Origin of the sequence: Banduia mediterranea (assembly GCF_031846245.1) — a bacterium.
GTDB lineage: Bacteria > Pseudomonadota > Gammaproteobacteria > Nevskiales > Nevskiaceae > Banduia > Banduia mediterranea.
This window is the reverse complement of sequence record NZ_JAVRIC010000013.1, coordinates 13,233-38,126: the sequence shown is the minus strand read 5'-3', so window position 1 is coordinate 38,126 and position 24,894 is coordinate 13,233. Positions and strand designations below refer to the sequence as shown.

General features: G+C 63.2%; 19 protein-coding genes. 12 read left to right on the top strand and 7 right to left on the bottom strand.

The annotated features are described in order from the left end of the window. Positions 1-81: 81 nt before the first annotated feature. Together mgtE and RM530_RS10275 are read right to left on the bottom strand one after the other, a co-directional pair. On the bottom strand, positions 82-1,431 hold the full coding sequence (gene mgtE / locus RM530_RS10280) for a magnesium transporter (RefSeq protein ID WP_311365140.1): 1,350 nt from the start codon (positions 1,429-1,431) through the stop codon (positions 82-84). A 120-nt stretch (positions 1,432-1,551) separates the two neighbouring features. Continuing rightward, positions 1,552-2,280, bottom strand: a complete 729-nt coding sequence (locus RM530_RS10275) for a hypothetical protein (RefSeq protein WP_311365139.1) — start codon at positions 2,278-2,280, stop codon at positions 1,552-1,554. Positions 2,281-2,362: 82 nt separating this feature from the next. On the opposite strand from RM530_RS10275, the gene RM530_RS10270 reads away from it, so the two are divergent. Genes RM530_RS10270 through RM530_RS10260 form a run of 3 tightly spaced genes read left to right on the top strand, consistent with a single transcriptional unit; the run spans position 2,363 to position 7,727 of the window. After that, positions 2,363-4,444 (top strand): S46 family peptidase, encoded by a 2,082-nt coding sequence (locus RM530_RS10270; RefSeq protein WP_311365138.1) that lies wholly within the window; start codon positions 2,363-2,365, stop codon positions 4,442-4,444. Beyond that, on the top strand, positions 4,444-6,591 hold the full coding sequence (locus RM530_RS10265) for an ATP-binding protein (protein WP_311365137.1): 2,148 nt from the start codon (positions 4,444-4,446) through the stop codon (positions 6,589-6,591). The genes RM530_RS10270 and RM530_RS10265 overlap by 1 nt, the downstream gene beginning before the upstream one ends. Positions 6,592-6,632: 41 nt before the next feature. Then, on the top strand, positions 6,633-7,727 hold the full coding sequence (locus tag RM530_RS10260) for a hybrid sensor histidine kinase/response regulator (protein WP_311365136.1): 1,095 nt from the start codon (positions 6,633-6,635) through the stop codon (positions 7,725-7,727). Between the two features lie 660 nt (positions 7,728-8,387). Here RM530_RS10260 and RM530_RS10255 read toward each other — a convergent pair. Continuing rightward, entirely contained in the window at positions 8,388-9,293 is a 906-nt protein-coding gene (locus tag RM530_RS10255; RefSeq protein WP_349256220.1) for a LysR family transcriptional regulator, read from the bottom strand. A gap of 123 nt (positions 9,294-9,416) precedes the next feature. On the opposite strand from RM530_RS10255, the gene aceE reads away from it, so the two are divergent. The 5 genes from aceE to RM530_RS10230 all read left to right on the top strand — a co-directional run bounded on the left by aceE (position 9,417) and on the right by RM530_RS10230 (position 17,631). Beyond that, entirely contained in the window at positions 9,417-12,080 is a 2,664-nt protein-coding gene (gene aceE / locus RM530_RS10250; RefSeq protein WP_311365134.1) for a pyruvate dehydrogenase (acetyl-transferring), homodimeric type, read from the top strand. 3 nt (positions 12,081-12,083) lie between these two features. Continuing rightward, a complete protein-coding gene (aceF, locus tag RM530_RS10245; protein ID WP_311365133.1) occupies positions 12,084-13,781 on the top strand; it encodes a dihydrolipoyllysine-residue acetyltransferase in 1,698 nt (565 codons plus the stop codon). Positions 13,782-13,942: 161 nt separating this feature from the next. Then, positions 13,943-15,529 (top strand): ShlB/FhaC/HecB family hemolysin secretion/activation protein, encoded by a 1,587-nt coding sequence (locus RM530_RS10240; RefSeq protein ID WP_311365132.1) that lies wholly within the window; start codon positions 13,943-13,945, stop codon positions 15,527-15,529. 119 nt (positions 15,530-15,648) lie between these two features. Then, complete coding sequence (locus RM530_RS10235; RefSeq protein WP_311365131.1) at positions 15,649-16,626, top strand: malate dehydrogenase; 978 nt, start codon at positions 15,649-15,651, stop codon at positions 16,624-16,626. A gap of 42 nt (positions 16,627-16,668) precedes the next feature. Then, complete coding sequence (locus RM530_RS10230) at positions 16,669-17,631, top strand: magnesium transporter CorA family protein (RefSeq protein WP_311365130.1); 963 nt, start codon at positions 16,669-16,671, stop codon at positions 17,629-17,631. Between the two features lie 38 nt (positions 17,632-17,669). Here the strand turns inward: RM530_RS10230 and RM530_RS10225 are convergent, their stop codons facing one another. The 3 genes from RM530_RS10225 to RM530_RS10215 all read right to left on the bottom strand — a co-directional run bounded on the left by RM530_RS10225 (position 17,670) and on the right by RM530_RS10215 (position 19,458). Beyond that, complete coding sequence (locus tag RM530_RS10225; RefSeq protein WP_311365129.1) at positions 17,670-17,882, bottom strand: hypothetical protein; 213 nt, start codon at positions 17,880-17,882, stop codon at positions 17,670-17,672. Next, complete coding sequence (locus RM530_RS10220; protein WP_311365128.1) at positions 17,879-18,046, bottom strand: TetR/AcrR family transcriptional regulator; 168 nt, start codon at positions 18,044-18,046, stop codon at positions 17,879-17,881. The genes RM530_RS10225 and RM530_RS10220 overlap by 4 nt, the downstream gene beginning before the upstream one ends. Positions 18,047-18,327: 281 nt before the next feature. Beyond that, positions 18,328-19,458, bottom strand: coding sequence for an OmpA family protein (locus tag RM530_RS10215; protein WP_311365127.1), 1,131 nt, complete (start codon positions 19,456-19,458; stop codon positions 18,328-18,330). 373 nt (positions 19,459-19,831) lie between these two features. Between RM530_RS10215 and RM530_RS10210 the strand changes: the two genes are divergently transcribed. Beyond that, positions 19,832-21,172 carry an alkaline phosphatase PhoX gene (locus RM530_RS10210; protein WP_311365126.1) on the top strand — a complete coding sequence of 447 codons (1,341 nt, stop codon included), beginning with the start codon at positions 19,832-19,834 and terminating at the stop codon, positions 21,170-21,172. Between the two features lie 27 nt (positions 21,173-21,199). Here the strand turns inward: RM530_RS10210 and RM530_RS10205 are convergent, their stop codons facing one another. After that, positions 21,200-21,976: a class II aldolase/adducin family protein gene (locus RM530_RS10205; protein WP_311365125.1), complete on the bottom strand. Its 777-nt coding sequence runs from the start codon at positions 21,974-21,976 to the stop codon at positions 21,200-21,202. Between the two features lie 198 nt (positions 21,977-22,174). On the opposite strand from RM530_RS10205, the gene ahpC reads away from it, so the two are divergent. The 3 genes from ahpC to RM530_RS10190 all read left to right on the top strand — a co-directional run bounded on the left by ahpC (position 22,175) and on the right by RM530_RS10190 (position 24,883). Further along, complete coding sequence (gene ahpC, locus RM530_RS10200; RefSeq protein WP_311365124.1) at positions 22,175-22,738, top strand: alkyl hydroperoxide reductase subunit C; 564 nt, start codon at positions 22,175-22,177, stop codon at positions 22,736-22,738. 92 nt (positions 22,739-22,830) lie between these two features. Next, complete coding sequence (gene ahpF, locus RM530_RS10195) at positions 22,831-24,408, top strand: alkyl hydroperoxide reductase subunit F (RefSeq protein ID WP_311365123.1); 1,578 nt, start codon at positions 22,831-22,833, stop codon at positions 24,406-24,408. 151 nt (positions 24,409-24,559) lie between these two features. Next, positions 24,560-24,883 (top strand): antibiotic biosynthesis monooxygenase family protein, encoded by a 324-nt coding sequence (locus RM530_RS10190; protein WP_311365122.1) that lies wholly within the window; start codon positions 24,560-24,562, stop codon positions 24,881-24,883. The last annotated feature ends 11 nt before the right edge of the window (positions 24,884-24,894 follow it).

The following is a 24,894-nucleotide window of genomic DNA, read 5'->3' as shown; positions in this document are numbered from 1 at the left end:
ATGTGTATGCGCCGCCGCCGGCGCTGGATGCCGCCGGCATTGTCGCTTTTTGCCGCCCAGCGCCGAGCCGGTTTTGCGAATTCAAAGCAGAATCAACGCACCGAGGCCGAGGAACACGAAGAAGCCGACAACGTCGGTAATCGTCGTCAGTATCACGCTGCCGGCCAGGGCCGGGTCGATGCTGAGTTTCTTCAGCAACAGCGGAATCGTCACGCCGGCGAGCGCGGCGCAAAGCTGGTTGAACAGCATCGCCAGCGCGATCACGAGTGATAGCAGCGGGTTGCCGAACCAGAACAGCGTGATCGCGGCGACCACCAGCGCCCACAGCAGGCCGTTGATGGCGGCAACCGACAGCTCCTTGCGTAGCAGTGCCTTGGCGCTGCCGCCACTGATCTGGCCGAGGGCCAGGCCACGCACCATCAGCGTCAGCGTCTGACTGCCGCCGATGCCGCCCATGCTGGCAACGATCGGCATCAGCACCGCCAGTGCCACCGCCTGGCTGATCGTGGCCTCGAACAGGCCGACCACCCAGGATGCCATGAACGCCGTGGCCAGGTTGATGCCGAGCCACAGGGCGCGACGCCGTGCGGCACCACGCACAGGCGCGTAGATGTCCTCCTCTTCGTCGAGGCCGGCCATGCGCATCATGCGCTGCTCGGCCTCGTCCCGAATCACGTCGACCACGTCATCGATGGTGATACGGCCGACCAGCATGCCCTTGTCCCCGACCACCGGCGCGGACACCAGGTCGAGATTCTCGAAGTGCTTGGCGACTTCGCGGTCCGACATGTCCACGGTCAGCGGATCGCGTTCGCGTTCCATTACGTCGCGGACCTGGCGGCCGGCATCCAGCGTCAATATCCGGTCCAGCGACAGTGCGCCGAGGTAGTGACCGTAGCGGTCCACCACATACAGGCAATCAGTGGAGTCCGGCAGTTCACCGCGCAGGTGCAGGTAGCGCACCACCACGTCCAGCGACACGTCCGGACGCACCGTCACCGTGTCGGTGTTCATCAGGCCGCCGGCGGTGTCCGGCTCGTAGCCCATGATCTGTTCGAGGCGCGCGCGGTCGCGGGCGTCCATCGACTGCAGGATCTGCTGCGTTACGGTTTCCGGGAGGTCCTCGACGAAGTCGGCGAGGTCATCGATGTCCAGGTCTTCCGCGGCGGCGACGATCTGGCCGACGTCCATCGTCCGCATCAGGCCTTCGCGCACTTCGTCGCCGAGGTGCAGCAGCACTTCGCCGCGGTCTTCCGGATCGATCACACCCCACAGAACTTCGCGCGGCGATGGCGGCAAGGATTCGAGCAGCCGTCCGATTTCGGCGGGACTCAGTGCGTGCAGCGAGCGCTGCACCGCGTTCATGGCACCGCTGTCCAGCGCCTGCCGCAGCCGGCCCAGCCTGTCTTCGTAGTCGTTCTTTTCGGCCATGGTTCGCGTCAGATCGCCTTGCACCCCGCCCGGCAGCCGCAGGGCGAGCCCGGTATGGCGTGTGCCGATGAACCTATCCGGAATGTTGCCCGCTGGGAAGGTGCGGCGGTCCGCCCCGGCTCATCGGACCTCTGGCCGCAGACTGAAGCCGGTTGCGCGCCAAGCGTATCCGGTCAGCGGATAGGCCGTCACCATCAGCAGCGCATACAGCCATTCGATCGCGTTGAGCAGGCGGCGCCGGTCGTCCACGACGAACTGCAACGGCAGGCTCGCCAGACCCAGGCCCAGCAGCAGACCGCAGAGTATCAACCAGCCACGCTGGATGTGGTTCGAGACCCGCGGTTCGCCGACCAGCAGGCTGGCCAGCAGCATCTGCGCCAGTACCGTGCCGGAGAAATACAGATTGATCCCGTAGCGCCGCAGCCAACGATAGGTATCACCCTCCACGCCGAGAAATTCGATATACAGGGCCAGAAAGACTGCGCCCACCGTGCCGCAGGCCAGCATCGCGTGCCGCCGCCGCCGCCGCCGGCGTGCCGGCACCAGTTGCCGCAACCAGGCAGCGCACAGCCACCAGTAACCGAACAGCAAGCTTGTATACGGCAACATGCTCAGCTTGAACAGGTGATTGGCCCAGCCGTTGCGGGCGGCGGCACTGATCGACGTGCAGCCCTGCCAATAGGGAACGCAGGCCGGCGCCGTGCCTTGCGCGATCGAAACCGCATAGGCGAGATGAACCGAGACCAGGGGGATCAGTGCGAGCAGGCAAGCCAGGCTCCACAGGGCACGAACGCCATGCGGCGGCTTTTTCGTCGCGTGGTCTTTGTTTGCAAGGCTTTGCTTTATCATCGGTCCATCCTCAACGCATCTGCGCCCCGATCACTGTTTCATCGACCGTCCCGTTCCCTTGTCTGTACGAGATTGCCTTCGAATGCGATTGCTGAAGCCACTGTGCCTGTTCCTGATCACACTGGCCGTGCTGCCGGCCGCCATGCCGATCGCGTCCGCAGCCGAGGGGATGTGGACGCTGGATCAGCTGCCGAAGGACGCGATGCAGCAAGGCTACGGATTTACGCCGGATGCGTCCTTCGTCGACCAGGTAATGAAATCCTCGGTACGGCTGGCCGGCGGCTGCTCGGGTTCGTTCGTGTCTCCGAACGGGCTGGTGCTGACCAATTATCACTGTGTCGCGCGCTGTGTTTCGCAACTGTCCTCGGCCGATGCGGACTTGATGTCCAGCGGCCTGGTGGCCGACACGCCCGAACAGGAAATGACCTGTCCGAACATCGAACTCAACAGGCTCGAAAGGATTACCGACGTCACCGAGCGTATCGCCAAGGCGACCCAAGGGCTCAGTGGCCAGGCCTATGCGGATGCCAAGACCGCGGCGCGCTCCAGCATCGAGAGCGAATGTGTGGGCTCCGAGGGTGCCATCCGTCGCTGTGACGTGGTCGAGCTGTATCGCGGTGGCGTCGAGCAGCTTTATCAATACACGCGCTTTCAGGATGTTCGTCTGGCGTTCGCTCCGGAATACGCCACGGCCTTCTTCGGCGGCGACCCCGACAACTTCAATTTTCCGCGCTACAACCTGGACATGGCGCTGCTGCGTGCCTACCGCGACGGCAAGCCGGCCGAGGTCGAGCAGTTTCTGCCGATCAAGCCTGAAGGCGCGCAGCCGGGTGAGCTGGTCATGGTGACCGGCCATCCCGGTTCCACGCAACGTCTGATGACCGTTGCCCAGCTCGAAACCCAACGCGACGCGAGCCTGATTTCCTATCTGCTCTATCTGGCTGAACTGCGCGGTCTGCTCAGCCGCTACGAGGACGAAGGCGAGGAGCAGGCGCGAATCGCCCAGGCCGACCTGTTGTTCGCGGAGAACCGTTTCAAATCCGGTGAAGGCAAGCTCCAGGCGTTGTTGAATCCCGCCGTATTCGATCTCAAGCGTCGCCAGGAAGCCGAACTGCGCGAGTTCGTTCGTGCCGATCCGCAGCGGCAGGCGAGTTACGGCAAGGCCTGGGACGCGATCGCCCGCGCCCAGCAGGCCTATCGAAAAATCGCGACGCGCTACAACTACATCGAGGGTGCGCGCGGTTTCATGAGCGACTATTTCCGGACCGCGCGCACGCTCGTGCGCGGCGCCGAGGAACGCGGCAAGCCGGATTCCGAGCGCCTTGGCGAATTCAACGAAGCCGGTTTGCCGCGCCTGCAGCAGTTGTTGTTCGCGAAGACGCCGATCTATCCGGAGTACGAAAAGCTCAAACTGGGTTTTTCGCTGGAGAAACTGCGCGAAAAGCTCGGCGCGGACGATCCCTTCGTGAAACTGGTGCTCGGCAAGGAATCGCCGCAGGCCTTGGCGGCGCGCATCATCGACGGCACCACGCTCGGTGACATCGAGGTTCGCCGGGCCTTGTGGAAAGGCGGTGCCACCGCCGTGGCCCAGTCCAAGGACCCGATGATCCAGCTGGTGCGCGCGATCGATCCGCTGGCGCGTGAACTGCGGGCCCGCTATGAAGGCGAGGTCGAAGCGGTGGTCGACAAGAACCAGGCGCTGATCGCGCAGGCGCGCTTTGCTCAGCGTGGTACGGACGCCTATCCGGATGCCACGTTCACGCTGCGCCTGAGCTACGGCGAGGTCGCCGGCTGGGACGAAAACGGCGAGCCGGTGGCGCCGTTCACGGACATCGCCGGCCTGTACGCGCGCGCCACCGGTTTCGAGCCGTACCTGCTGCCGCCGTCCTGGCTCGATGCCAAGTCGCAGCTGAGCTTGGAAACGCCGCTGAATTTCGTGGCGAGCCTGGACATCATCGGCGGCAATTCCGGCAGCCCGATCATCAATCGCAGCGCCGAGGTGGTGGGTCTGGTGTTCGATGGCAACATTCATTCGCTGGGCGGCGCCTATTGGTACGACGAGCGCAGCAATCGGGCGATCGGTGTGCACAGCGCAAGCCTGATCGAAGCCATGAAAACCATCTACGGCGCCACCTCGCTGGTCGACGAACTGCTGGCGCGATGATGGATCTGCAGCCGAAGCACTGGGTTCGGCTGCAGCTACTCGCTGTAGCCGGCGCGGTGCTGCTGGCGGGGGTCGGCGTCGCCGCCTATTTCCAGAACGCCAATGTCAGCGCACGGCGCGACGGCGTGGTTCGCACCAATCGTTTGATCGCCGATCTCAACCAGTTCAGCAACATGCTGACCGACATGGAAACCGGCCAGCGCGGCTATTTCCTGACCGGGGACGACGACTATCTGGAGCCTTACGCGCAGGCGCGCCGCCAGTTGCCGATCATCGTCAAGAAGATCGAAGTCGAGGTCCAGGCCGACGCGCCGGAACTGATGTCCGCGTTTCTGCGCCTGCAGGCCAGCGTCGCCGATCGCGGCCTGGAGATCGAGCGAACCTTCGAGGCCGAGCGCACCCAGGGGCGCGAGGCGGCGCTGCAGGCGATACGCAGCGACGTCGGCCGCTACCTGATGGACGCCGTGCGCGCCGACCTCGGTTCGCTGCGCGATGCGGTGGAACGCAAGGGTGCGGGTATCCAGGAGCAGATCGGTCGCATGGTCTATCGCAGCAATCTGTTGATGGCCAGCCTGATCCTGCTGGCGATGCTCAGTGCCTTGCTCAGCGCAGTACTCACGCGGCGTTACACGGCCGCCTATCTGCGCGCGCGCAATGAAGGGCGGCGGGCCGATCGGGCGAGCGCGGAGAGCCAGGAAAAGAGCATCTTTCTTGCCAATATGAGCCACGAAATCCGCACGCCGATGAATGCCATTTTCGGCTTTGCGCAGTTGCTGGGAGAGACCGCGACCGGCGAGCGTGAGCGAGCCTATGCCGAAGCCATCGCCCAGAGCGGTCAGGTGCTGCTGGGGCTGATCAACGACATTCTCGACATCAGCAAGATCGAAGCCGGCAAACTGCCACTGGTGTTGCAGGCCACGAGCCCCGTGGAGATTCTGCGCACCTGCGAAACTTTGTTCTCGCGCATGGCCAGCGACAAGGGTCTGCGTCTGGTGATCGAGGCTGATCCCGATCTGCCCGAGGCGGTGTTGCTGGACCCGCTGCGCATGCGCCAGATTCTGATCAACCTGATTGGAAACGCGATCCGCTACACCGACACCGGATCGGTCACGGTGCGCGCGGTGGCCAGCCAGCCAGACGGAATCGAGGGCAGCACCGTCGAGCTGCGCATCGAGGTGATCGACAGTGGCGTGGGCATTCCGCCGGAACGAATCGACAGCGTGTTCGACCCGTTCACCCAACTCGACAGCACCCGCGCCAGCGGGACCGGTCTGGGACTTTCGATCGTGCGCCACCTGGTGGCGCTGATGGGCGGCTGTATCGAGGTCGATTCCACGCCGGGGATCGGCTCCCGCTTCGTCGTGGTCCTGCCAGAGCTGCCGGTGGCCGAGCCCGCGACGGCAGACGGCGTCGACGTGTTGCCGGCCGACGAACGGGTGCTCGACAGCCTGCCGCCGATGAGCGTGCTGGCGGTGGACGACATGGCGCTCAATCGCAGCCTGATCGAGGCCTGGCTCGCCGAAACCCACCATCAGGTCCGCACCGCCGGTAGCGGCCCGGAGGGAATCGAGCGTGCCCTGAGCGAACGCCCGGACGTGATCCTGATGGACATCCGCATGCCCGGCATGGACGGCGTGGAGGCCCTGCGCCAGATTCGCAGGCTGCCGGAGCTGGACGCCACCAGGGTCATCGCGCTGACGGCCTCGAGCCTGCTCGGTGAGGAAGGACGGCTGCGCGAACTGTTTGACGGTTATCTGCGAAAACCGGTGTCCCGCAACAGTCTTGGGCAGGAGCTGGCGCGCCTGCTGGACGGGGCGATCGATGCCGGCCGCCGGAGCGGCGATGCCGCAGAGGCGGCCGCCGACATCGACGACGACGATGCGCGCGCCTGGAGTGAGCACGCCGCGACGATTCACGCGGCCCTGGCGGGTGCGCGCGGCACCCTGTCGACTGACGAGCTGCGACAGGTTCTGAAATCGATCGCCGCCTTGCCGCCGACGCCGGCGTTTCGTGAACTGAGCCTGCTGGCGGATGAAATTCGCCGGGCGGTTGATATATTTGACATCGTCACGCTTGAATCCGCCCTGAGCCGCTGCGCTGACATGGTGCAGCGCCTCAATCAGGCCGCGCGCCTGATCGAGGCCTGAATTTTTCGAACCAAGACGTCGGGAGACATTCGACACTGCCAATGAAGAACGCGGACACGACCTTGATCCTGGTAGTGGATGACCAGCCCGCCAATGTGCAGGCGGTCGCCGCGCTGCTGGCGCGGGATGGTTACGACGTGATGCCGGCGCTGTCCGGCGAGCAGGCGCTGGAACGCAGCGCCAAACGCCTGCCCAGTCTGGTGCTGCTGGACATGCGCATGCCGCGCATGGACGGTTTCGAAGTCTGCGCGCGCCTGCGCGAAGACCCGCGTACGGCTGATGTGCCGGTGATTTTCCTGACCGCCGCGCACGAACGCGAGACTTTGGTCGAGGCGTTCCGCAAGGGCGCCGTGGACTACGTGACCAAGCCTTTCGTCGCCGAGGAGCTATTGGCGCGTGTACGTACCCACCTGGAACTCAAGCGTGCGCGCGATCATCTGGCGCTGTTGGCGCAGGAGCGTGCCGACCTGACGCAGATCGTTGCCCACGATCTCAAGAACCCGCTGGCCGGCATACTGTTCGCGCTGGACATGGTGGAGCGCGGAGGATCTGAACTCGAAGAGGGCGTGCGCAACATCCGGGGCAGCGTCGACCGCTGCCTGAGCTTTATCGACAGCTATCTCGGCCGCTGGGCCAATTCCCGGGAACAACGCTCGGTGGAGCTGGCGCCGATGCGTTTCGGTGCGGTGCTGAAAGCCTCGGTGCGCGATCTCGAACTGAACGCGCAGCGCAGGAACATGCGGATCGAACTGGCGGTGGAGGACGATCCGGAAGTCATCGGCAACCCGACCGCGGTACGCCACGTCATCGACAACCTGCTGTCGAATGCCCTGCGCTACGCGCCGAAGGGCACGGCAATCGAGGTGCACTGCGCGGTGGGGCGCTCCGGCATGACCGTGGTTTCGGTGTCCGACCGTGGTCCTGGTGTGCCCGCCGAGCGGCGCCCGCAGTTGTTCAAGCGTTACAGCCGCGGCGACGGCAGCGACACCGTGCAGCATTCCAGCGGACTCGGCCTCGCGATTTCCAAGGAAGAGATCGAACGCATGAACGGCCACATCTGGTATTCGGACCGTGATGGCGGTGGCGCCGTATTCTCATTCGTGCTGCCGGCCGCCGAGGGCGAACCGCTGCGCTGAATCAGGAATCCGGGTGGTCTTGCCGTGGATGGACAATTTCTCCGAGGCTGTCGAAATCGGAACCGGCCATTCGACCAGTCGATGACCGCACACAAGTCTGTGCTCGATCCATGCCCAGGAGTCAATGAACAATGCCTGGCTGATCTTCGTGAACCTGCCCGTGAAGAACCTCGCCATGTCGATGAGCTTCTACAAGGTGATCGGCTTCGCGGACAATCCGTAATTTACGGACGATACCGTGGCCTGCACGGCCTGGAGCGAGACGATCAACGTGATGCCGCTCACCATGAGAAGTGGCGCACCTTCATCTGAAGTTGTTTTCGCAGATCGGAGAAAAACGTCGATCATTCAAATGGTTATGGTGCGTGTACATGTCACGCCACTAACTGTATCAGTAACTTATTGAATTCAGAGGAGCATGGTTACCACCGCAGAATCGAGATCGCAAGTACTTACATGTCTTCAGATTTACAGCGTGATATGGGTGGAAAATTCATATTTATTTATATAAATAATTTAGTTTCAGACGCTTAACAAGAAATTTTCTCAAACAATTTCAGGCGAAGGAGCCGCATGTTGATCCGGCGCCTGTGCTGAGAGCGGCGTTGCCGGGGGCGAACAGGGTCCCGGCGTCGCCGTTCCCGCGCGGCCCATGTCGTGCTAGCCGGTCAGCGCTCGATTCCGAACTTCCTCGATCACGCCGAGAAGATTCGAGATCGTCGCCGAATCAACCTCATCGCGGCGGTGAACCAGGCACATGCGAGCCTTCAGTCGGTCGCCGAAGATCGAGCGATAGGTCACGCCTTCGGAGTGCACCTGCTGCATCGACGCCGGCACCACCGAAACGCCCAGGCCGGCCGCCACGAGATTGACGATGGAGGTGATCTGCGAGGTTTCCTGGACGATGCGCGGCGAAAAGCCGGAACGCTGGCAGGCGGAAATGATGTCGTCATAAAAGCCGGCGCCGACCGGGCGCGGGAACAGCACGAACGGTTCCGCCGCCAGCGCGTCCAGCGGCAGCGACAGGTACTCGGCCAGCGGGTGGCCCTGCGGCAGCGCGATCAGCACTTCTTCGTCGAACAGTGCCTGCACCGTCAGGCGCTCATCGTCCCCCAGCGGCGGCCGCACGAAGGCTACGTCCACCTGCTCGTCCAGCACCGCGGCCGCCAGCGCTGGCGTGCTTTTTTCCTCCAGGGACAGGGCGATTTGCGGATAACGCTGGCCGAATTCGCGGATCACGCGCGGCACGAAAGGGTGAAACGGCGCGGAGTTGATCATGCCGATGCGCACGCGCCCGAGTTCGCCGCGCGCGGCGCGGCGCGCATGGTCGCCGGCGCGCGCCACGTCCGCGAGGATGGTGCGCGCATCGTCGAGCAGCGACTGGCCGGCGTCGGTCAGCGCCACCCCGCGCGGCAGGCGTTTGAACAACTTCGTGCCCACCTCGCGTTCCAGCGCCTGAATCTGCTGCGACAACGGCGGCTGGCCGATGCCCAGGCGTTCCGCAGCGCGCGTAAAGTGGCATTCATCTGCGACCGCTACAAAGTACCGGAGATGCCGCAATTCGATTCTCATCTGTTTCAGATATGGATTCGGCAATTTGAATATATTGGACGTATAGAGGGTGGCTGTACAAAATCACAAACCGACTAGCCGGGCGCTGCGCGGCAGCGCAGTCCAGCGAGGAGCACAATGACCGACGAAGTACGTGATCAGGATCCCGGAGAAACCGGGGAATGGCTCGACGCCCTCAACGCCGTCATCGAACGCGAGGGGCCGGAACGGGCGCACTACCTGCTGGAAACGCTGATCGAGAAATCGCGCCGCAGCGGTGCCTACATTCCGTATTCGGCGAACACGGCGTACATCAACACGATTCCGCCGCATCTCGAAGAAAAGTCGCCTGGCAACCACGCCATCGAATGGCGCATCCGTTCCATCATCCGCTGGAACGCCACGGCGATGGTGGTCAACGCCAACCGCGAGCATTCCGGCATCGGCGGCCACATCGCCAGCTTCGCCTCATCGGCGACGCTGTATGACGTCGGCTTCAACCACTTCTGGAAAGGGCCGGATCATGCCGACGGTGCGGATCTGGTCTACGTCCAGGGCCACGTCACGCCCGGCATTTATGCGCGCGCCTTCCTGGAAGGCCGTCTCAGTGAGGAACAGCTCCAGAATTTCCGTTATGAGTCGGAAGGCAAGGGCGTCTCCTCCTATCCGCACCCGTGGCTGATGCCCGATTTCTGGCAGTTCCCGACCGTGAGCATGGGTCTGGGCCCGATCATGTCGATCTATCAGGCGCGGCTGATGAAGTACCTGGAGAATCGCGGCCTGGCCAAGACCGCCGGCCGCAAGGTCTGGACGTTCTGTGGCGACGGCGAGATGGACGAACCCGAATCCCTGGGCGCCATCGACATCGCCGCCCGCGAAGGGCTAGACAACCTGGTGTTCGTCGTCAACTGCAATTTGCAGCGCCTGGACGGCCCGGTGCGCGGCAATGGCAAGATCATCCAGGAACTCGAAGGCGTGTTCCGTGGCGCCGGATGGAACGTGATCAAGCTGGTCTGGGGTGCCGCCTGGGACCCGCTGATCGCGGCCGATACCTCCGGCAAGCTGTTGCAGGCCTTCGAGGAAACCGTGGACGGCGAATATCAGGCCTACAAGGCCAAGGGCGGCAAGTTCACGCGCGAGCACTTCTTCGGCAAGTTCGACGAACTCAAGAAGCTCGTCAGCTCGATGTCTGACGAGGACATTGCCCGGCTCAACCGCGGCGGCCACGACCCGCACAAGATCTACGCGGCCTATCACCGCGCCGTGAACAACGCCAACGGCCGGCCCACCGTGATTCTCGCCAAGACCGTGAAAGGCTATGGCATGGGCGAGGCCGGCGAGGGGCAGAACATCACGCACTCGCAGAAGAAGATGGGCGAAGAGGCACTCAAGGTGTTCCGCGACCGCTTCCGGATTCCGGTGTCCGACGAGGAGATCGCGAACACCCCGTTCTACCGGCCGGCCGAAGACTCCGAGGAAATTCAATACCTCAAGCAGCGGCGTGAAGCACTGGGCGGCTTTCTGCCGCAGCGCAGGGTCGTCGAGGAGCCGCTGGAAATCCCGCCGCTCAAGACCTTCGAGCGACTGCTCAAAGACACCGGCGAGCGTGAGATCAGCACGACCATGGCTTTTGTGCAGTTTCTGCAGATCCTGACGCGCGACAAGAAGATCGGCCCGCGTGTGGTGCCGATCATTCCGGACGAGGGCCGCACCTTCGGCATGGAGGGCATGTTCCGTCAGCTTGGCATCTATTCGCCGGTAGGCCAGAAATACAGTCCCGAGGACGCCGGGCAGCTCGCCTATTACAAGGAAGACATCAAGGGCCAGATCCTGGAGGAAGGCATCACCGAAGCCGGGTCGATGTCGTCCTGGATCGCCGCCGCCACCAGCTACGCGAATCACGGCGTGGCGCTGATGCCGTTCTACATCTTCTACTCGATGTTCGGTTTTCAGCGTATTGGCGATCTGGCCTGGGCGGCCGGCGACTCGCGTGCGCGCGGCTTTCTGCTGGGTGCCACCGCCGGGCGTACCACGCTCAACGGCGAAGGCCTGCAGCATGAAGACGGGCACAGCCACATCTATTCGAGCACGATTCCCAATTGCCGATCCTATGACCCGGCCTATGCCTACGAACTGGTCACGATCATGCGCCACGGCATGCAGGAGATGTACGCCGAAAACAAGGATCACTACTACTACCTCACGCTCAACAACGAGAACTACCACCACCCGGAAATGCCGGACGGCGTGGAGGACGGCATCGTTCGCGGCCTGTACCTGCTGCGCAAGCATCCCAAGCCTGGCAAGGCGCATGTGCAGCTGATGGGCAGCGGCACGATACTCAGCGAGGCGCTCGGCGCTGCCGAACTGCTGGAGGAAGAGTTCGGCGTGACCGCGGATGTGTGGAGCGTGACCAGCTTCAACGAGCTTGCGCGTGACGGCGTGGATCTGGACCGCTGGAACCTGCTGCATCCGGAAGCCAAGCCGAAGAAGTCCTATGTCGATACCGTGATGGGCAAGCACAAGGGACCGGCAGTGGCCGTGTCCGACTATGTGCGCGCCTATGCCGAGCAGATTCGTCCGTATGTGTCGCGGGCGTACTACACGCTGGGAACCGATGGCTTCGGCCGCTCCGATACCCGGCCGCGTTTGCGCGATTTTTTCGAGATCGACCGCCGCTGGGTCACCGTGCGTGCACTACAGGCGCTGGCCGCTGAGGCTAAGATCGAAGCCGAGACGGTCGCCCAGGCGATCAAGATCTTCGGCATCAAGCCGAGCAAACCCAATCCCCTGACGGTGTAAGCCATGGCAGCTTCCGAGGTTCGCATCCCCGATATCGGCGATTTCGACGACGTCCCCGTCATCGAAGTGCTGGTCAGCGACGGCGACACGGTCGAAGTCGATACGCCCCTGCTGACGCTGGAATCCGAAAAGGCCACGATGGAAGTGCCTTCGCCGGCCGCCGGTGTAGTCCAGGGCTTCAGGATCAAGGTCGGCGACAAGGTCAAGGAGGGCGATCTGGTCTGCCAGATCGAGGCGGAGTCTGACGACAAGGATCAGCAATCCAAGCCGGAACCGGAACAGAAGTCGGTCGAACCCAAAGAGCCTGCCAAGACGGAAGCGGCGCCTGCGGCCGAGCCCGAAAAGCCCCAGCCGGCCAAGCCTGCACCCGAGAAGCCGGCGTCAGGCGGCGGCACACTGAGCGTCAAGGTGCCGGACATCGGCGACTTCGATGGCGTGCCGGTGATCGAGGTTCTGGTCGCCGAAGGCGACACCGTCGAAAAAGAGCAGTCGCTGATGACGCTCGAATCCGACAAGGCGACGATGGACGTACCGGCGCCTGAAGCCGGTGTGGTCAAGAGCCTCAAGGTCAAGGAAGGCGACAAGGTCTCCGAGGGTGACGAAATCTGCGTCATCGAAACCGTCGGCGGCGCCGATGCCGAGCCTGAGGCCGAGCCGGAACCCGAAGCCGAGCCGGCGTCCAAGCCGGAACCGAAGAAAAGCGAGGCTGCGGCACAGCCGGCGGCGGACGCCTCGACCGAATCCCATGGAGACCGCAGTCCGGTGACACCGGTCGGCGAATTCAAGCCCGAAGCCCAGCCCGGCATGTTGCCGCACGCCTCACCGGCCGTGCGCAAGTATGCGCGCGAACTCGGCGTCGATCTGAGCCAGATTCAGGGCGCCGGCAACAATGGCCGCATCCTGTTCGAGGACGTGCAGGGCTTCGTCAAGACACAGCTTGCAAGCCCGGGTCCCGAAACGTCTGGCATTCCGCCGATCCCGGCGCAGGACTTTTCGAAGTTCGGCGAGATCGAGGAAAAGCCGCTGTCGCGCATTCGCAAACTGTCCGCGAGCTACCTGCACCGCAGCTGGGTCAATGTGCCGCACGTGACCCAGACCGACGAGGCCGACATCACCGAACTCGAAGCCTTCCGCAAATCAGCGAGCGAGGATCTGGTCAAGGTGGGTGGCTCCAAGCTGACGCTGCTGCCGTTCATCGTCAAGGCCTGCGCGGTGGCGATGAAGGACTTTCCCGAGTTCAACAGTTCGCTATCGCCCGATGGCGACAAGCTGATCCTCAAGAAATATTGCCACATCGGTTTCGCCGCAGACACACCGAACGGTCTGGTCGTGCCGGTGATCCGCGACGCCGACAAAAAGGGCATCGCCGCGCTGGCCGCCGAAAGTGGTGAGCTGGCGAAAAAGGCGCGCGACGGCAAGCTCAAGCCCGACGAGATGAAGGGTGGCTGCTTCTCGATCAGCTCCTTGGGCGGCATCGGCGGCAGCCATTTCACGCCGATCGTCAACGCGCCGGAGGTCGGCATCCTCGGCGTGTCACGCGGCGTGATGAAGCCGGTCTGGGACGGCAAGGCCTTCCAGCCGCGGATGATGGTGCCCTTGTCACTGTCCTACGACCATCGCGTCATCGACGGCGCTTATGCCGCGCGTTTCATCGTCCATTTGGTCAAGCTGCTCAGCGATATCCGACGGCTCAGCCTGTAGTACCGTTTATCCGGGGCTGGCGCTCAAGTCATCGAGTGCCGGCTTCTTTTTTTCGGCTCGTCGGCGAAAGCTGCGTGCCTTCTTCGCTTCACAGCCGCCCTGATCAGCTGAATATCACCCACAGATTTCGCCGACGAGCCAAAAAAAAAAGGAACTTCACCATGGCTATCGATCTGCCGCCGCCACCCAGCCCGGTACAGACCGAAGTGTCCGCATTGCAGGGACGCAGCGCCCTATACGATGGCCAGCTTGGGAATCTGGCGGTGCATATCGTGGGCGACACGGCACTTGCATTGCTCGACTTCGCCGAACCGATCCGGCGATCCGACACCGCATCCGACGTGGTGCGCGCCGTTGCACGACACGTCTACCGCGCCGGCTATCCGGCTGCCGAAATCAGCTACGCGAGCACTGAGGACACGCTGTTCGTCGGCGTGACACTGGCGCACGTCGCCGCCGTGGAGATGCCCGCACCGGTCGCGCGCTATTTCGAAGACCTCCCGGATCAGGTCGGAGCACTGACCGACGCACAGTTCGAACGCCGCCGCGCCCTGGCGAGCCTGCACGCCGACATGGCCTCATTGTCGATGCAGCCCAAGTTCGAGCCCACCGACCAAGCGGGTGAGATGCGGCTGATCGCCGACGCCAGCGCCACCGAGGACGACGCAAGCTCACTACACGCCGAAATCGGCAACCCCGGGAATCGCTTCGTCGGCCGCCACTATGTCGATGCCTCGGTTTCGGCCGGGCTTGCCTCCGGCAACCGCTTCGTCGCCAGTACGCGAGACAGCCTCAGCGCACTCAATTCCGATGAAGAGAACACCGGCGAGTTGCACGAACGAGGTCTGGACTGGCGCCATGTCTCCACCTGGGGGCTGTTCGGCCTCAACACCCGCTACCTCAGCTATGACTTCAGCGCCGTCCTCGAACAGGACGACGGCCTCGATCTCAGCGACCTGCTGCCGTTCCTGCCGGGCCCAGACGATCCCGGGGCGAGCCGCATCAACGGCCGCATCTTCACGCTGGAAGCCTACTGGCAGACCCTGCTCCATGCCGATTTCTATCGTCGCTGGACCGCACAGGTACAGATCGACCGCACTGGCAAGACGCTGAACACGGAGGATGACAGCGCGCGCATTCAGCGCGAAATCTACAACTCGGTGGAACTGTCCACCAACTACGGCGGCAGTCTGCTGATCGGCGTAGACAGCGAACTCGGTTACGAAGCCGAACTGAAGCTGCGCCACGGCATCGGCAACGACGACGAGCCGTTGAGCGCCGCCGATCTGGACTACTTCCTGTGGCAGCCCAGCCTCGAAGGCAGCTACGCGCAAGGTGCGCACTGGTTCTACAGCTTGCGCGCGGACATGCAGTTCAGCAGCGACATCGTGCCCGAACAACAGCAATGGGTACTCGGCGGCCGCGACTCGCTGGACGCCTATCTGCCCGGTGTGGCGGTGGGCGACGAAGGCGCCAGCCTGCGTGCCGAAGTCGCCTACGAGGGCGTGGAAATGCTGGGAATGACGTGGCGGCCCAGACTTTTCGCGGACTACGCCTACAGTCACAGCCGGCGCGATGGCGACGATGTGACGCTGGCCGATGCCGGTATCGGCCTGGACATCGATTACCGCGAGCGCATCAAGGCCGCCCTCAGCTTCGCCCAGGGCATTCATGACGACGGCGTGGATCACCAGCGTCTGGAACAGGCCGAAGCGGACGTCTATTTCGGCGTCGGCGTGACGTTCTGAACGCCGGATATTGCGGCGACCAAGCCGCGCCAGCGGCGCGAAATCAACGACTGCGCCGGTTTGCGGCATAATCCGCGTCCCCGCAGGCAACCACTCATCACTTCGAACGGAGTTCCGTAATGACCCAACCCGTCCGCGTTGCGATTACCGGCGCCGCCGGCCAGATCGCGTATTCGCTTATCTTCCGCATCGCCTCGGGCGACATGCTCGGCAAGGATCAGCCGGTGATCCTGCAGTTGCTGGACATTCCGGATTCCCTTGAAAAGCTCAAGGGCACGATCATGGAGATCGACGACTGCGCCTTTCCGCTGGTGCAGGGCATCATCGGTACATCGGATGCGGAGGAAGCCTTCGAAGGCGTCAAGTACGCGATGCTGGTCGGCGCACGCCCGCGTGGCCCCGGCATGGAACGTGCCGATCTGCTGCAGGCCAACGCCAAGATCTTCTCGGTGCAGGGCAAGGCCCTGTCGTCGAAGGCGGATTCCGATGTTCGCGTCCTGGTGGTCGGCAACCCAGCCAACACCAATGCGCTGATCACCGCCAGCAACGCGCCGAAACTGGACCCCAAGCAGATCACCGCGATGACCCGCCTGGATCACAACCGCGCGCTGTCGCAGCTCGCCGCCAAGACCGGCGCGCACAGCACCGACATCGAAAAGCTGATGATCTGGGGCAACCACAGCGCCAGCCAGTACCCGGACCTCACCCATGCCACGGTCAAGGGCAAGGCGGCCAGTTCGCTGGTCGATCAGGAATGGGTCGAGAAGGACTTCATTCCCACCGTGCAGCAGCGCGGCGCGGCGATCATCAAGGCGCGTGGCGCCTCCAGCGCCGCGTCCGCAGCCAGTTCGGCGGTCGATCACATGCGTGACTGGGCCAAGGGCTCGGACGGCCAGTGGGTCAGCATGGCAATTCCGTCGGACGGCTCGTACGGCATCAAGCCGGGCGTGGTCTATTCCTATCCGGTGGTCACCAAGGGCGGCCAGTACGAGATCGTCAAGGACCTGCCGATCGACAGCTTCTCTCGGGGCAAGATGGATGCCACCGATCAGGAACTGCGCGAAGAGCGTGCGGCGATCGAAGACCTGCTGAAGTAGTTCTGAAACGCCCGGCCTCCGCAACGGGGCCGGGCGATTTTCATGAACGCCTACCACCTCGTTTCCGGGAAACCGCCCCAGCGGCTGGCGTCGCCGCAGGCGCTGCCGGACGACGGCTTCCTCTGGATCGACATCCCGCGTGAACAGGCTGCGGACTGGCCCGCGCTGATCGAACCTCTCCTGGGTGTGGAGGTCGAGCGCAACCACGTCTCCGACAGTCTCAACGCCGCGCACCGTTCGTTCTTCGACGGCACGCCCAGCTACGACATGCTGGTATTTGCCGGCCTCGGCCCCTGCGAAACACCGCTGCCGCTCGAAATCCGGAATGTCGCCCTGTTCATTTTCGATCGCATGCTCCTCACCGTGCGCGCGCAAGACAGTCTCAGCGTCCTGCAGGTGCAGCAACGGCTCGACGAAGCCCTGCTGAAGTCGCCGAAAGACCCGGCGATGCTGGCGCATCTGCTGCTGACCACGATGATCGACCGCTTCCTGGCGGTGCGCGAACCGCTGATGGAGCACTTCGACGATCTGGAGGATGAGCTGCTGGCGCCGCGACACGGCGCGGCCAACTGGCGCCGCCTGCTCGACAGTCGTCGCCAGGCGCGCAAGCTGGAAGCCCTGTGCAGCGATCAGATCGAGGCGCTGGACGCGTGGCGTCGCGGCACCCGCAAGAGTTTCAGCAATCCGCTGTCGGTGCGGGTTCGGGATCTGACGGAACATGCGGCACGCGTGATGTCGCTGGCTGCCGCTCAGGAGCGTGATCTGGAGTCTGCGATCCAGCTGCATTTCGCGATTGCCGCGGAACGAACCAACCGGATCATGCGGGTGCTCACGGTATTCTCGGCCGTGTTTCTGCCGCTGACCTTCCTGGTCGGTGTGTACGGGATGAATTTCGACTACATGCCGGAGCTGCGCTGGCGCTACGGCTATTTCTTTGCGCTGGGCTTCATGGCCGCGCTGTCGCTGGGCCTGCTGCTGCTGTTCAAGCGCAAGCGCTACTTCTGACCGCAGCCGCCGGTTTCGTGCGGTCCGAACTCCGGGCTTCAGCAGTCCAGATGCGCCTTGATCAGGGACTGAGCCGCGTGCGCCGCGTTCTTCAGCGGGCCTGAGACCTCGCAGAACACCAGCCGCGACTGCATGCCGCCTTCCTGCAGCAGCATCAGCGCATCGCCCAGCTGTTCGTGCTCGCGTGCTCCGGCGCGCTTGGCCAGCGAGTGCCAAGGCTTTCGCAGCTCGGGCTTGTATTCAAGGATCACCGGGTGCGCGCATCGTCGGGGTGCTTCGCCACCACTTCATCCCACCATCCCCAAAGTTCGCGGACCTGCTGTCGCAGGTATTCCGCGACCAGATCGTCCTTCGAGGAAAAGCTTCGATAGAAGCTCATCTTGTTGGTGCCGGCCTCGCTGGCGATCGCATCCACGCCCACGGCGCGAATCCCTTATTGATAGAACAGAGGAGTTTGAACATGGCAAACACTCAAGCAAACCTCTCAGGTTCGCGCCGCTGGCGCGAACCTGAGGCCGTGCACATCTGATTTCATCACAGGCGAGCGAACTGGTGGGGATTTTGTTTGAAAGCCACTGCCGTACTGAGCGGATTCGCACTGCTTGCCGTGTGAGCTTCGGTGACCGTATGGATCGGCCGGGCAAGCCCTCCCACAAAAAGGGCGCCCGAAGGCGCCCTCGATCCTGCTGTTGAGGCTTATTTTCCGAGCACCCGGAATTCCACGCGGCGGTTCTGCGCGCGCCCGGTCTCGGTGCTGTTGTCGGCGACCGGATCGTCCTCACCGTAGCCACGCGAGCTGAGCTGGCTGCTCGATACGCCCTGGCTGATCAGGAACTCACGCACCGAGGCGGCGCGACGATCCGACAGCTTCATGTTGTAGGCGTCGCTGCCCTTCGAGTCGGTATGACCGGCGATTTCGACCTTCATGCTGGTCTGGTCGCGCAGGCCACGGGCCACCTTGAGCAGCGATTCCTTCGCGCTCGCCGTGAGCTGTGCCGAATCGAACTCGAAGTTCACGTTCTGCAGCACGATGGTCTGCTTCTCGATCACGCAACCCGTCGAATCGACCCGCAATCCGACCGGTGTGTTCGGGCATCGATCCATATAGTCCGGCACCTTGTCGCCATCCGAATCCAGCGGGCAGCCTGTCGAATCGACGCGCACGCCGGCAGGCGTGTTCGGACATTGGTCGACACGGTCGAGCACGCCGTCTCCGTCCGAGTCGGGCGGTGGTGGCGGAGGCGGCGGTGGAGCCGGCGGTTCCGGCTTGTCGCCGAGCGCGACCTGAACACCGAGGTTGACCATCAGATCACCGAGCGGATCGGAACCTGGAACCGCGCCGAAATCGCTGTCGATGTACTGGTAGCGAACGTCGGTGCGCATCGCCACACGGTCGGAGATATCACCCAACAGGCCGAGGCCGGCGTTGAGGTAGTAGTCATCGTCGGACTTCGCGGCGAGATTCTGGTGCACGTAACCACCGCCCAACAGCGCGAACGGTCGAATCGCGGACTGTGTGAACGGGAACATCAAGTCGGCGGACAAGCCCGAGGTATGATCCTTGTGGCTGTCGACTTCGTGCTCGGTGAAGTAACCGTAGCCACCGAGTTCGAGATTGACCCAGCGACTCAGCGGAACACCGTAGAGCAGGCGTCCACCCCAACCGTAGTCATTGTCGTAGCGATCAGTATCGGGCCCGATGTAGCTGCCGAGAATGCTGACGTATGGGCGTGAATCGTAGTCCTGGTCCATGTCCTGGGCGTGGCTCGCACCGATCGGTGCGAGTATCGCCAGCGAACAGGCCAGCATTGTTTTTGGCGCTTTCATGGGATCTCCATTGAACACGGTTATCCCCCCGTGGTCGCGGATTGTAACGACACTTTCACATTTCAGAAATCATCTGCGGTTAAGGCAGTAAATGATTGATACCAGTCGATCTATGCCTACCACAATCTCACTGAAAATCGCGTGAATGCGTCGGCAGGGCACCCAGCCATTCGGAAATTCACGACGATCCATATCCATTCATCCCGATGCGGCAGTCTGTATCAAGGCCCGCAGCAACTTTATTCGTGCGGGATGACATGCGCGCAACCGCTGGCGCCATGGAGGACAGCGCCTCGTCAAAGGACTCACGCGCGTCACATAACGATCATTGTGGTGACTTAGGCTCGCGGGCTTTCTCAAAGAACTCCGCTACATGGCCCACTATTCCCGTCGACGATTCCTGCGCTCCGCGGCTCACACTGGCGTCTACCTGCAATCGGGCTGGCTGCTCGCCTGCAGCGGCGGCAACTCATCATCGACCGGTAGCGAACCGGAAACAGGCGTGCCGCCGGGTCCGGAACCGGCGGTCTGTACGACAGGCATGCGCTCCAACATCGCCCGACTTGGCCCGCTCGGTGAACCCGATGAATTCGGGGTTCGCGTACCGCCGGGATTCACGGTGCGCCGCGTGGCCGCCGAGGGTGTGCCGCCAATCGCCGGCCAGGATTTCATCTGGCACGAAAAGCCCGATGGCGGCGCCTGCTTCGCGGCGCCTGACGGCGGCTGGGTCTACGTTTCCAACAGTGAGAAGAACGACATCAACAACGCCGCTGGCGTGGGCGCGCTGCGTTTCAATGCCGATGGCGAACTGGTGGATGCCTATCCGATCTTGGTCGGCAGCACCAAGAACTGCGCCGGCGGCGCAAGCCCCTGGGGTACCTGGCTGAGCTGCGAGGAAACCGACTCCGGTTATGTCTACGAGTGTTTTCCATTGGGTACCGCTGACGAAGCCGTGAAGCTGCCGGCGCTCGGCAAGTTCCAGCACGAGGCCTGCGCGGTCGATACGCAGTCCGATCCAATGCATATCTATATGACGGAGGACCAACGAAACGATGCCTTCGTCAACGGCGGCGGCTTCTATCGCTTCATCCCGGACTTCAATACGCGGGCCGGCTCCCGGCCGGACCTGAGCAGCGGGCAGCTGCAGATCGCCGTGGTGGAGTCCGGCGATCTGTTCGAGCCACGCGCGGTGAGCTGGCAGGAAGTTCCGAACCCGGAACCGATCGACCTTCAGCCCCATGAATCGGTGCTGCTCGCCACCCGTTTCCAGGTGCCTCGGGCCGAACATTTCGATGGTGGCGAAGGCATCTGGTTTCACCCCGCCGACCGCTCCATCGTGTTTTCGACCAAGGGCGACAATCGCCTGTGGCGCTACGACATCGAAGCCTCGACGGTGCAGGCGATCTACGATGACGATTCCAGCGAGGACAATATCCTGAGCGCCCTCGACAACGTGATCATGACCCCGCAGGGCGACATCATCTGCTGCGAAGACGGCGACGATGCCCAGGTGGTCGCGATCACCCCGGACGGCCGCCAGGTGCCCTTGCTGCAGCTGATCGCCAACGGCGAACCGGCTGGCCCCTCGTTCAGTCCAGACGGGCAACGCCTCTACATCAGCGGCTACAGCGGCCCTTCCGGCCCGGACGATACGCGCCAGCTCGGCGCCACCTATGAAATCAGCGGCCCATGGTTCGTCTGCGATACCGACTGACGGCGAACCACCACGGTGCCCGCGCGCTCACTCCCGGTACGACGCGTCCCGCCGATCCAGCATTCGCAACAGCCCGGGCCACACCAGGCGAGCACCCAGCGACTTTGTGACGGTCGAGGCCTGCTGCTGGGCCGTGGCCACCAGCGCATCCGGCACCGGAACCAAAGGCCCGCCGCCCGACTGCGCGCGAATCTGAATCGTGCAGGCAGCCTCGAACAGGTACATCGACAAAAAGGCATCGGCGATCGTCGGGCCCACCGTCAACAGGCCATGATTGCGCAGCATGAAGAAGGTCTTGTCGCCCAGGTCCGCGACGAGTCTGGCCTTCTCGCCTTCATTGAGCGCCACCCCTTCGTAGTCGTGATAGGCCAGGCTCGACAGCACGAACATCGACTGCTGAGACAGCGGCAGCACACCGCCCTTCTGCGCCGAAACCGCCACGCCATTGAGGCTGTGCGCGTGCAGTACGCACTGCGCGTCGTGACGCACCGAATGCACCGCCGAATGGATCAGGAAGCCGGCCGGATTGACCATGTGCGGCGTGTCATCGAGCTTGTTGCCGGACTGATCGATCTTCACCAACGACGATGCCGTGATTTCCTCGAACATCATTCCGTACGGATTGATCAGGAACTGGCCCTGCGCGCCGGGCACCCGCGCGGTGATGTGCGTGAACACCAGATCGCTCCAGCCGAAATGCGCCACCAGGCGATAGCAGGCGGCCAGATCCACGCGCGCCTGCCACTCCTGTGCCGAAACCTGCTGCCGCATCGAAGTCTCGGAAAGTCCGTCTGCTGGATTCATGGCCACCCTCCTGCTGTTTGAAACGGCGATCTCGCGATACTAAGGTCTGCCCTCGCGAACCGTCTTGGTCGATTCGCCGTCATCGCAAGTTCGATTGTATTTAGCTATCTGAATAATTTGAACAATTCATTTTATTAATGCGCGTTTGGCGCGTAAATTTCGTCCCACTAACTGTAGTCCCAACCACGGAGTCTAGTGATGTCCCTGATCAATACGACCGTTCTGCCGTTCAAGGCCAATGCTTTCCACAATGGCGAGTTCATCGAAGTTTCCGACGCCACCTTCAAGGGCAAGTGGTCCGTGCTGGTGTTCTATCCGGCCGACTTCACCTTTGTCTGCCCGACCGAGCTCGAGGATCTGGCCGAAAACTACGCCGAGTTCCAGAAGATCGGCGTGGAAGTCTACGGCGCCTCCTGCGACACGCATTTCGCGCACAAGGCCTGGCATGACACCTCCGAGGCGATCGGCAAGGTCAACTACCCGCTGATCGGCGATCCGACCGGCAAGCTGGCCCGCAACTTCGAGGTCATGATCGAGGAAGAAGGCATCGCCCTGCGCGGCACCTTCGTGATCAACCCGGAAGGCGAGATCAAGCTGTGTGAGATCCATGACAACGGAATCGGCCGTGACGCGCTGGAACTGCTGCGCAAGGTCCGCGCCGCGCAGTACGTGGCCGCGCATCCGGGCGAAGTCTGCCCCGCCAAGTGGAAGGAAGGCGAGAAGACCCTGAGCCCCTCGCTGGACCTCGTCGGCAAGATCTAAGGCAGTACCCCGGGAACCGGTCTTGCCGGTTCCCGGACCTCAAATTTCAATGACCTCGCCATTGATTGCGGCGAGGCATCAAGGAGCACTCCATGTTGGACGCCAATCTCAAGACCCAGTTGAAGGCCTATCTTGAAAAGCTCACGCGGCCGATCGAAATCGTGGCCAGCGTCGACGAGGGTGAGAAGTCCCAGGAGATGCTCGCCCTGTTGGACGATCTGGTCGCGCTGTCGGACAAGATCACCGTGCTGGCCAAGCACGGTGACGAGGAGCGCAAGCCGTCGTTCACCTTGGGCACGCCGGGCGAAGCCATCAGGCTGCGTTTCGCCGGCATCCCCATGGGCCACGAGTTCACCTCGCTGGTGCTCGCGCTGCTGCAGGTCGGCGGCCACCCGTCCAAGACCTCGGCGGAGCTGATCGAGCAGATCAAGGGTCTCGACGGCGACTATCGCTTCGAGACCTATTTCTCGCTGTCCTGCCAGAACTGCCCGGACGTGGTGCAGGCGCTGAACCTGATGGCGGTGCTCAACCCCAGGGTTTCGCACGTGGCCATCGACGGCGCACTGTTCCAGGACGAAGTCGAGCAGCGCCAGGTGATGGCAGTGCCGACGGTGTTCCTCAACGGCGAACCCTTCGACCAGGGCCGCATGAGCCTGGAGCAGATCGTCGCCAAGATCGATACCGGCGCTTCGGCCCGCGAGGCCGAGAAGATCAAGGCCAAGGAGGCGTTCGATGTGCTGGTCGTCGGCGGCGGGCCGGCCGGCGCGGCCGCGGCGATCTACGCCGCGCGCAAGGGCATCCGCACCGGTGTGGCGACCGAGCGTTTCGGCGGTCAGGTGCTGGACACCATGGGCATCGAGAACTTCATTTCGGTGAAGGAAACCGAAGGCCCGAAGCTGGTCGCGGCGCTGGAACAGCACGTTGCCGAATACGACGTGGACATCATGAACCTGCAACGCGCCGAGAAGCTGATCCCGGGCGAGGGCTTGATTGAGGTGGAACTCGCCAGCGGTGCGCGCCTCAAGTCGAAAACCGTGATTCTGGCCACCGGCGCACGTTGGCGGCAGATGAACGTGCCGGGCGAGGACGAGTACCGCAACAAGGGTGTGGCCTATTGCCCGCACTGCGACGGCCCGCTGTTCAAGGGCAAACGCGTGGCGGTGATCGGTGGCGGCAACTCCGGCGTGGAGGCGGCCATCGACCTCGCCGGCATCGTCAAGCACGTGACGCTGATCGAATTCGACAGCAAGCTGCGCGCGGACGCGGTGTTGCAGTCCAAGCTCAGGAGCCTGCCGAACGTGGATGTCATCACCTCGGCGCAGACCACGGAAGTCCATGGCGATGGCCAGAAGGTGAACGGCCTGACCTACAAGGATCGTGAAAGCAACGAGCTGCATCCTATCGAGCTGGAAGGCGTGTTCGTGCAGATCGGCCTGCTGCCCAACAGCGAATGGCTCAAGCGCACGGTGGCGCTGTCGCCGCGCGGCGAGATCGAAGTCGACGCCCGCGGCGCCACCTCGGTGCCCGGCGTGTTCGCGGCCGGCGACGCCACCACCGTGCCGTACAAGCAGATCGTGATTTCGATGGGCGAAGGCTCCAAGGCGGCATTGAGCGCCTTCGACTACCTGATCCGCCAGTCGGCACCGGAGACCGAACGCAAGGCGGCCTGAAGCACGGTCGCCGCCGGCGAATCAAGCCACCCCGATGCACGGGGCGGTTTTTTTTGTGACCGATCAGCCAACCGGCGCGCCGCGACCGTTCAGCCTGGGCTGAAACACGGCCCGATAGAATCGACGGAGTTCATCCGATTCCGGAGTTTGCATGTACGTTGCCGTCTACCGCTGGACCGTCAAGCCGGGCCAGGAGGAACAGTTTCGCGAAGCCTGGCGGCGCGGCACCCGCGCCATCACACGAATCTACGGGTCGTTCGGATCCCGACTCCACCGTGACGAGCAGGGCCGTTTCCTCGGCTACGCCGAGTGGCCGGACAAGGCCAGCTGGCAGAAAGCCTTCGACGCCAAGATGGTGTACGACGACCCGGAAGCCCGCGCCATGTTCATCAACGCGCTGGTGCCGGAATCGAAACCCGGCGAACTGATCGCAGCGATGGAGGTGACGGACGACCTGTTGCAGCGGGACGGCTAATGCAGCATCCG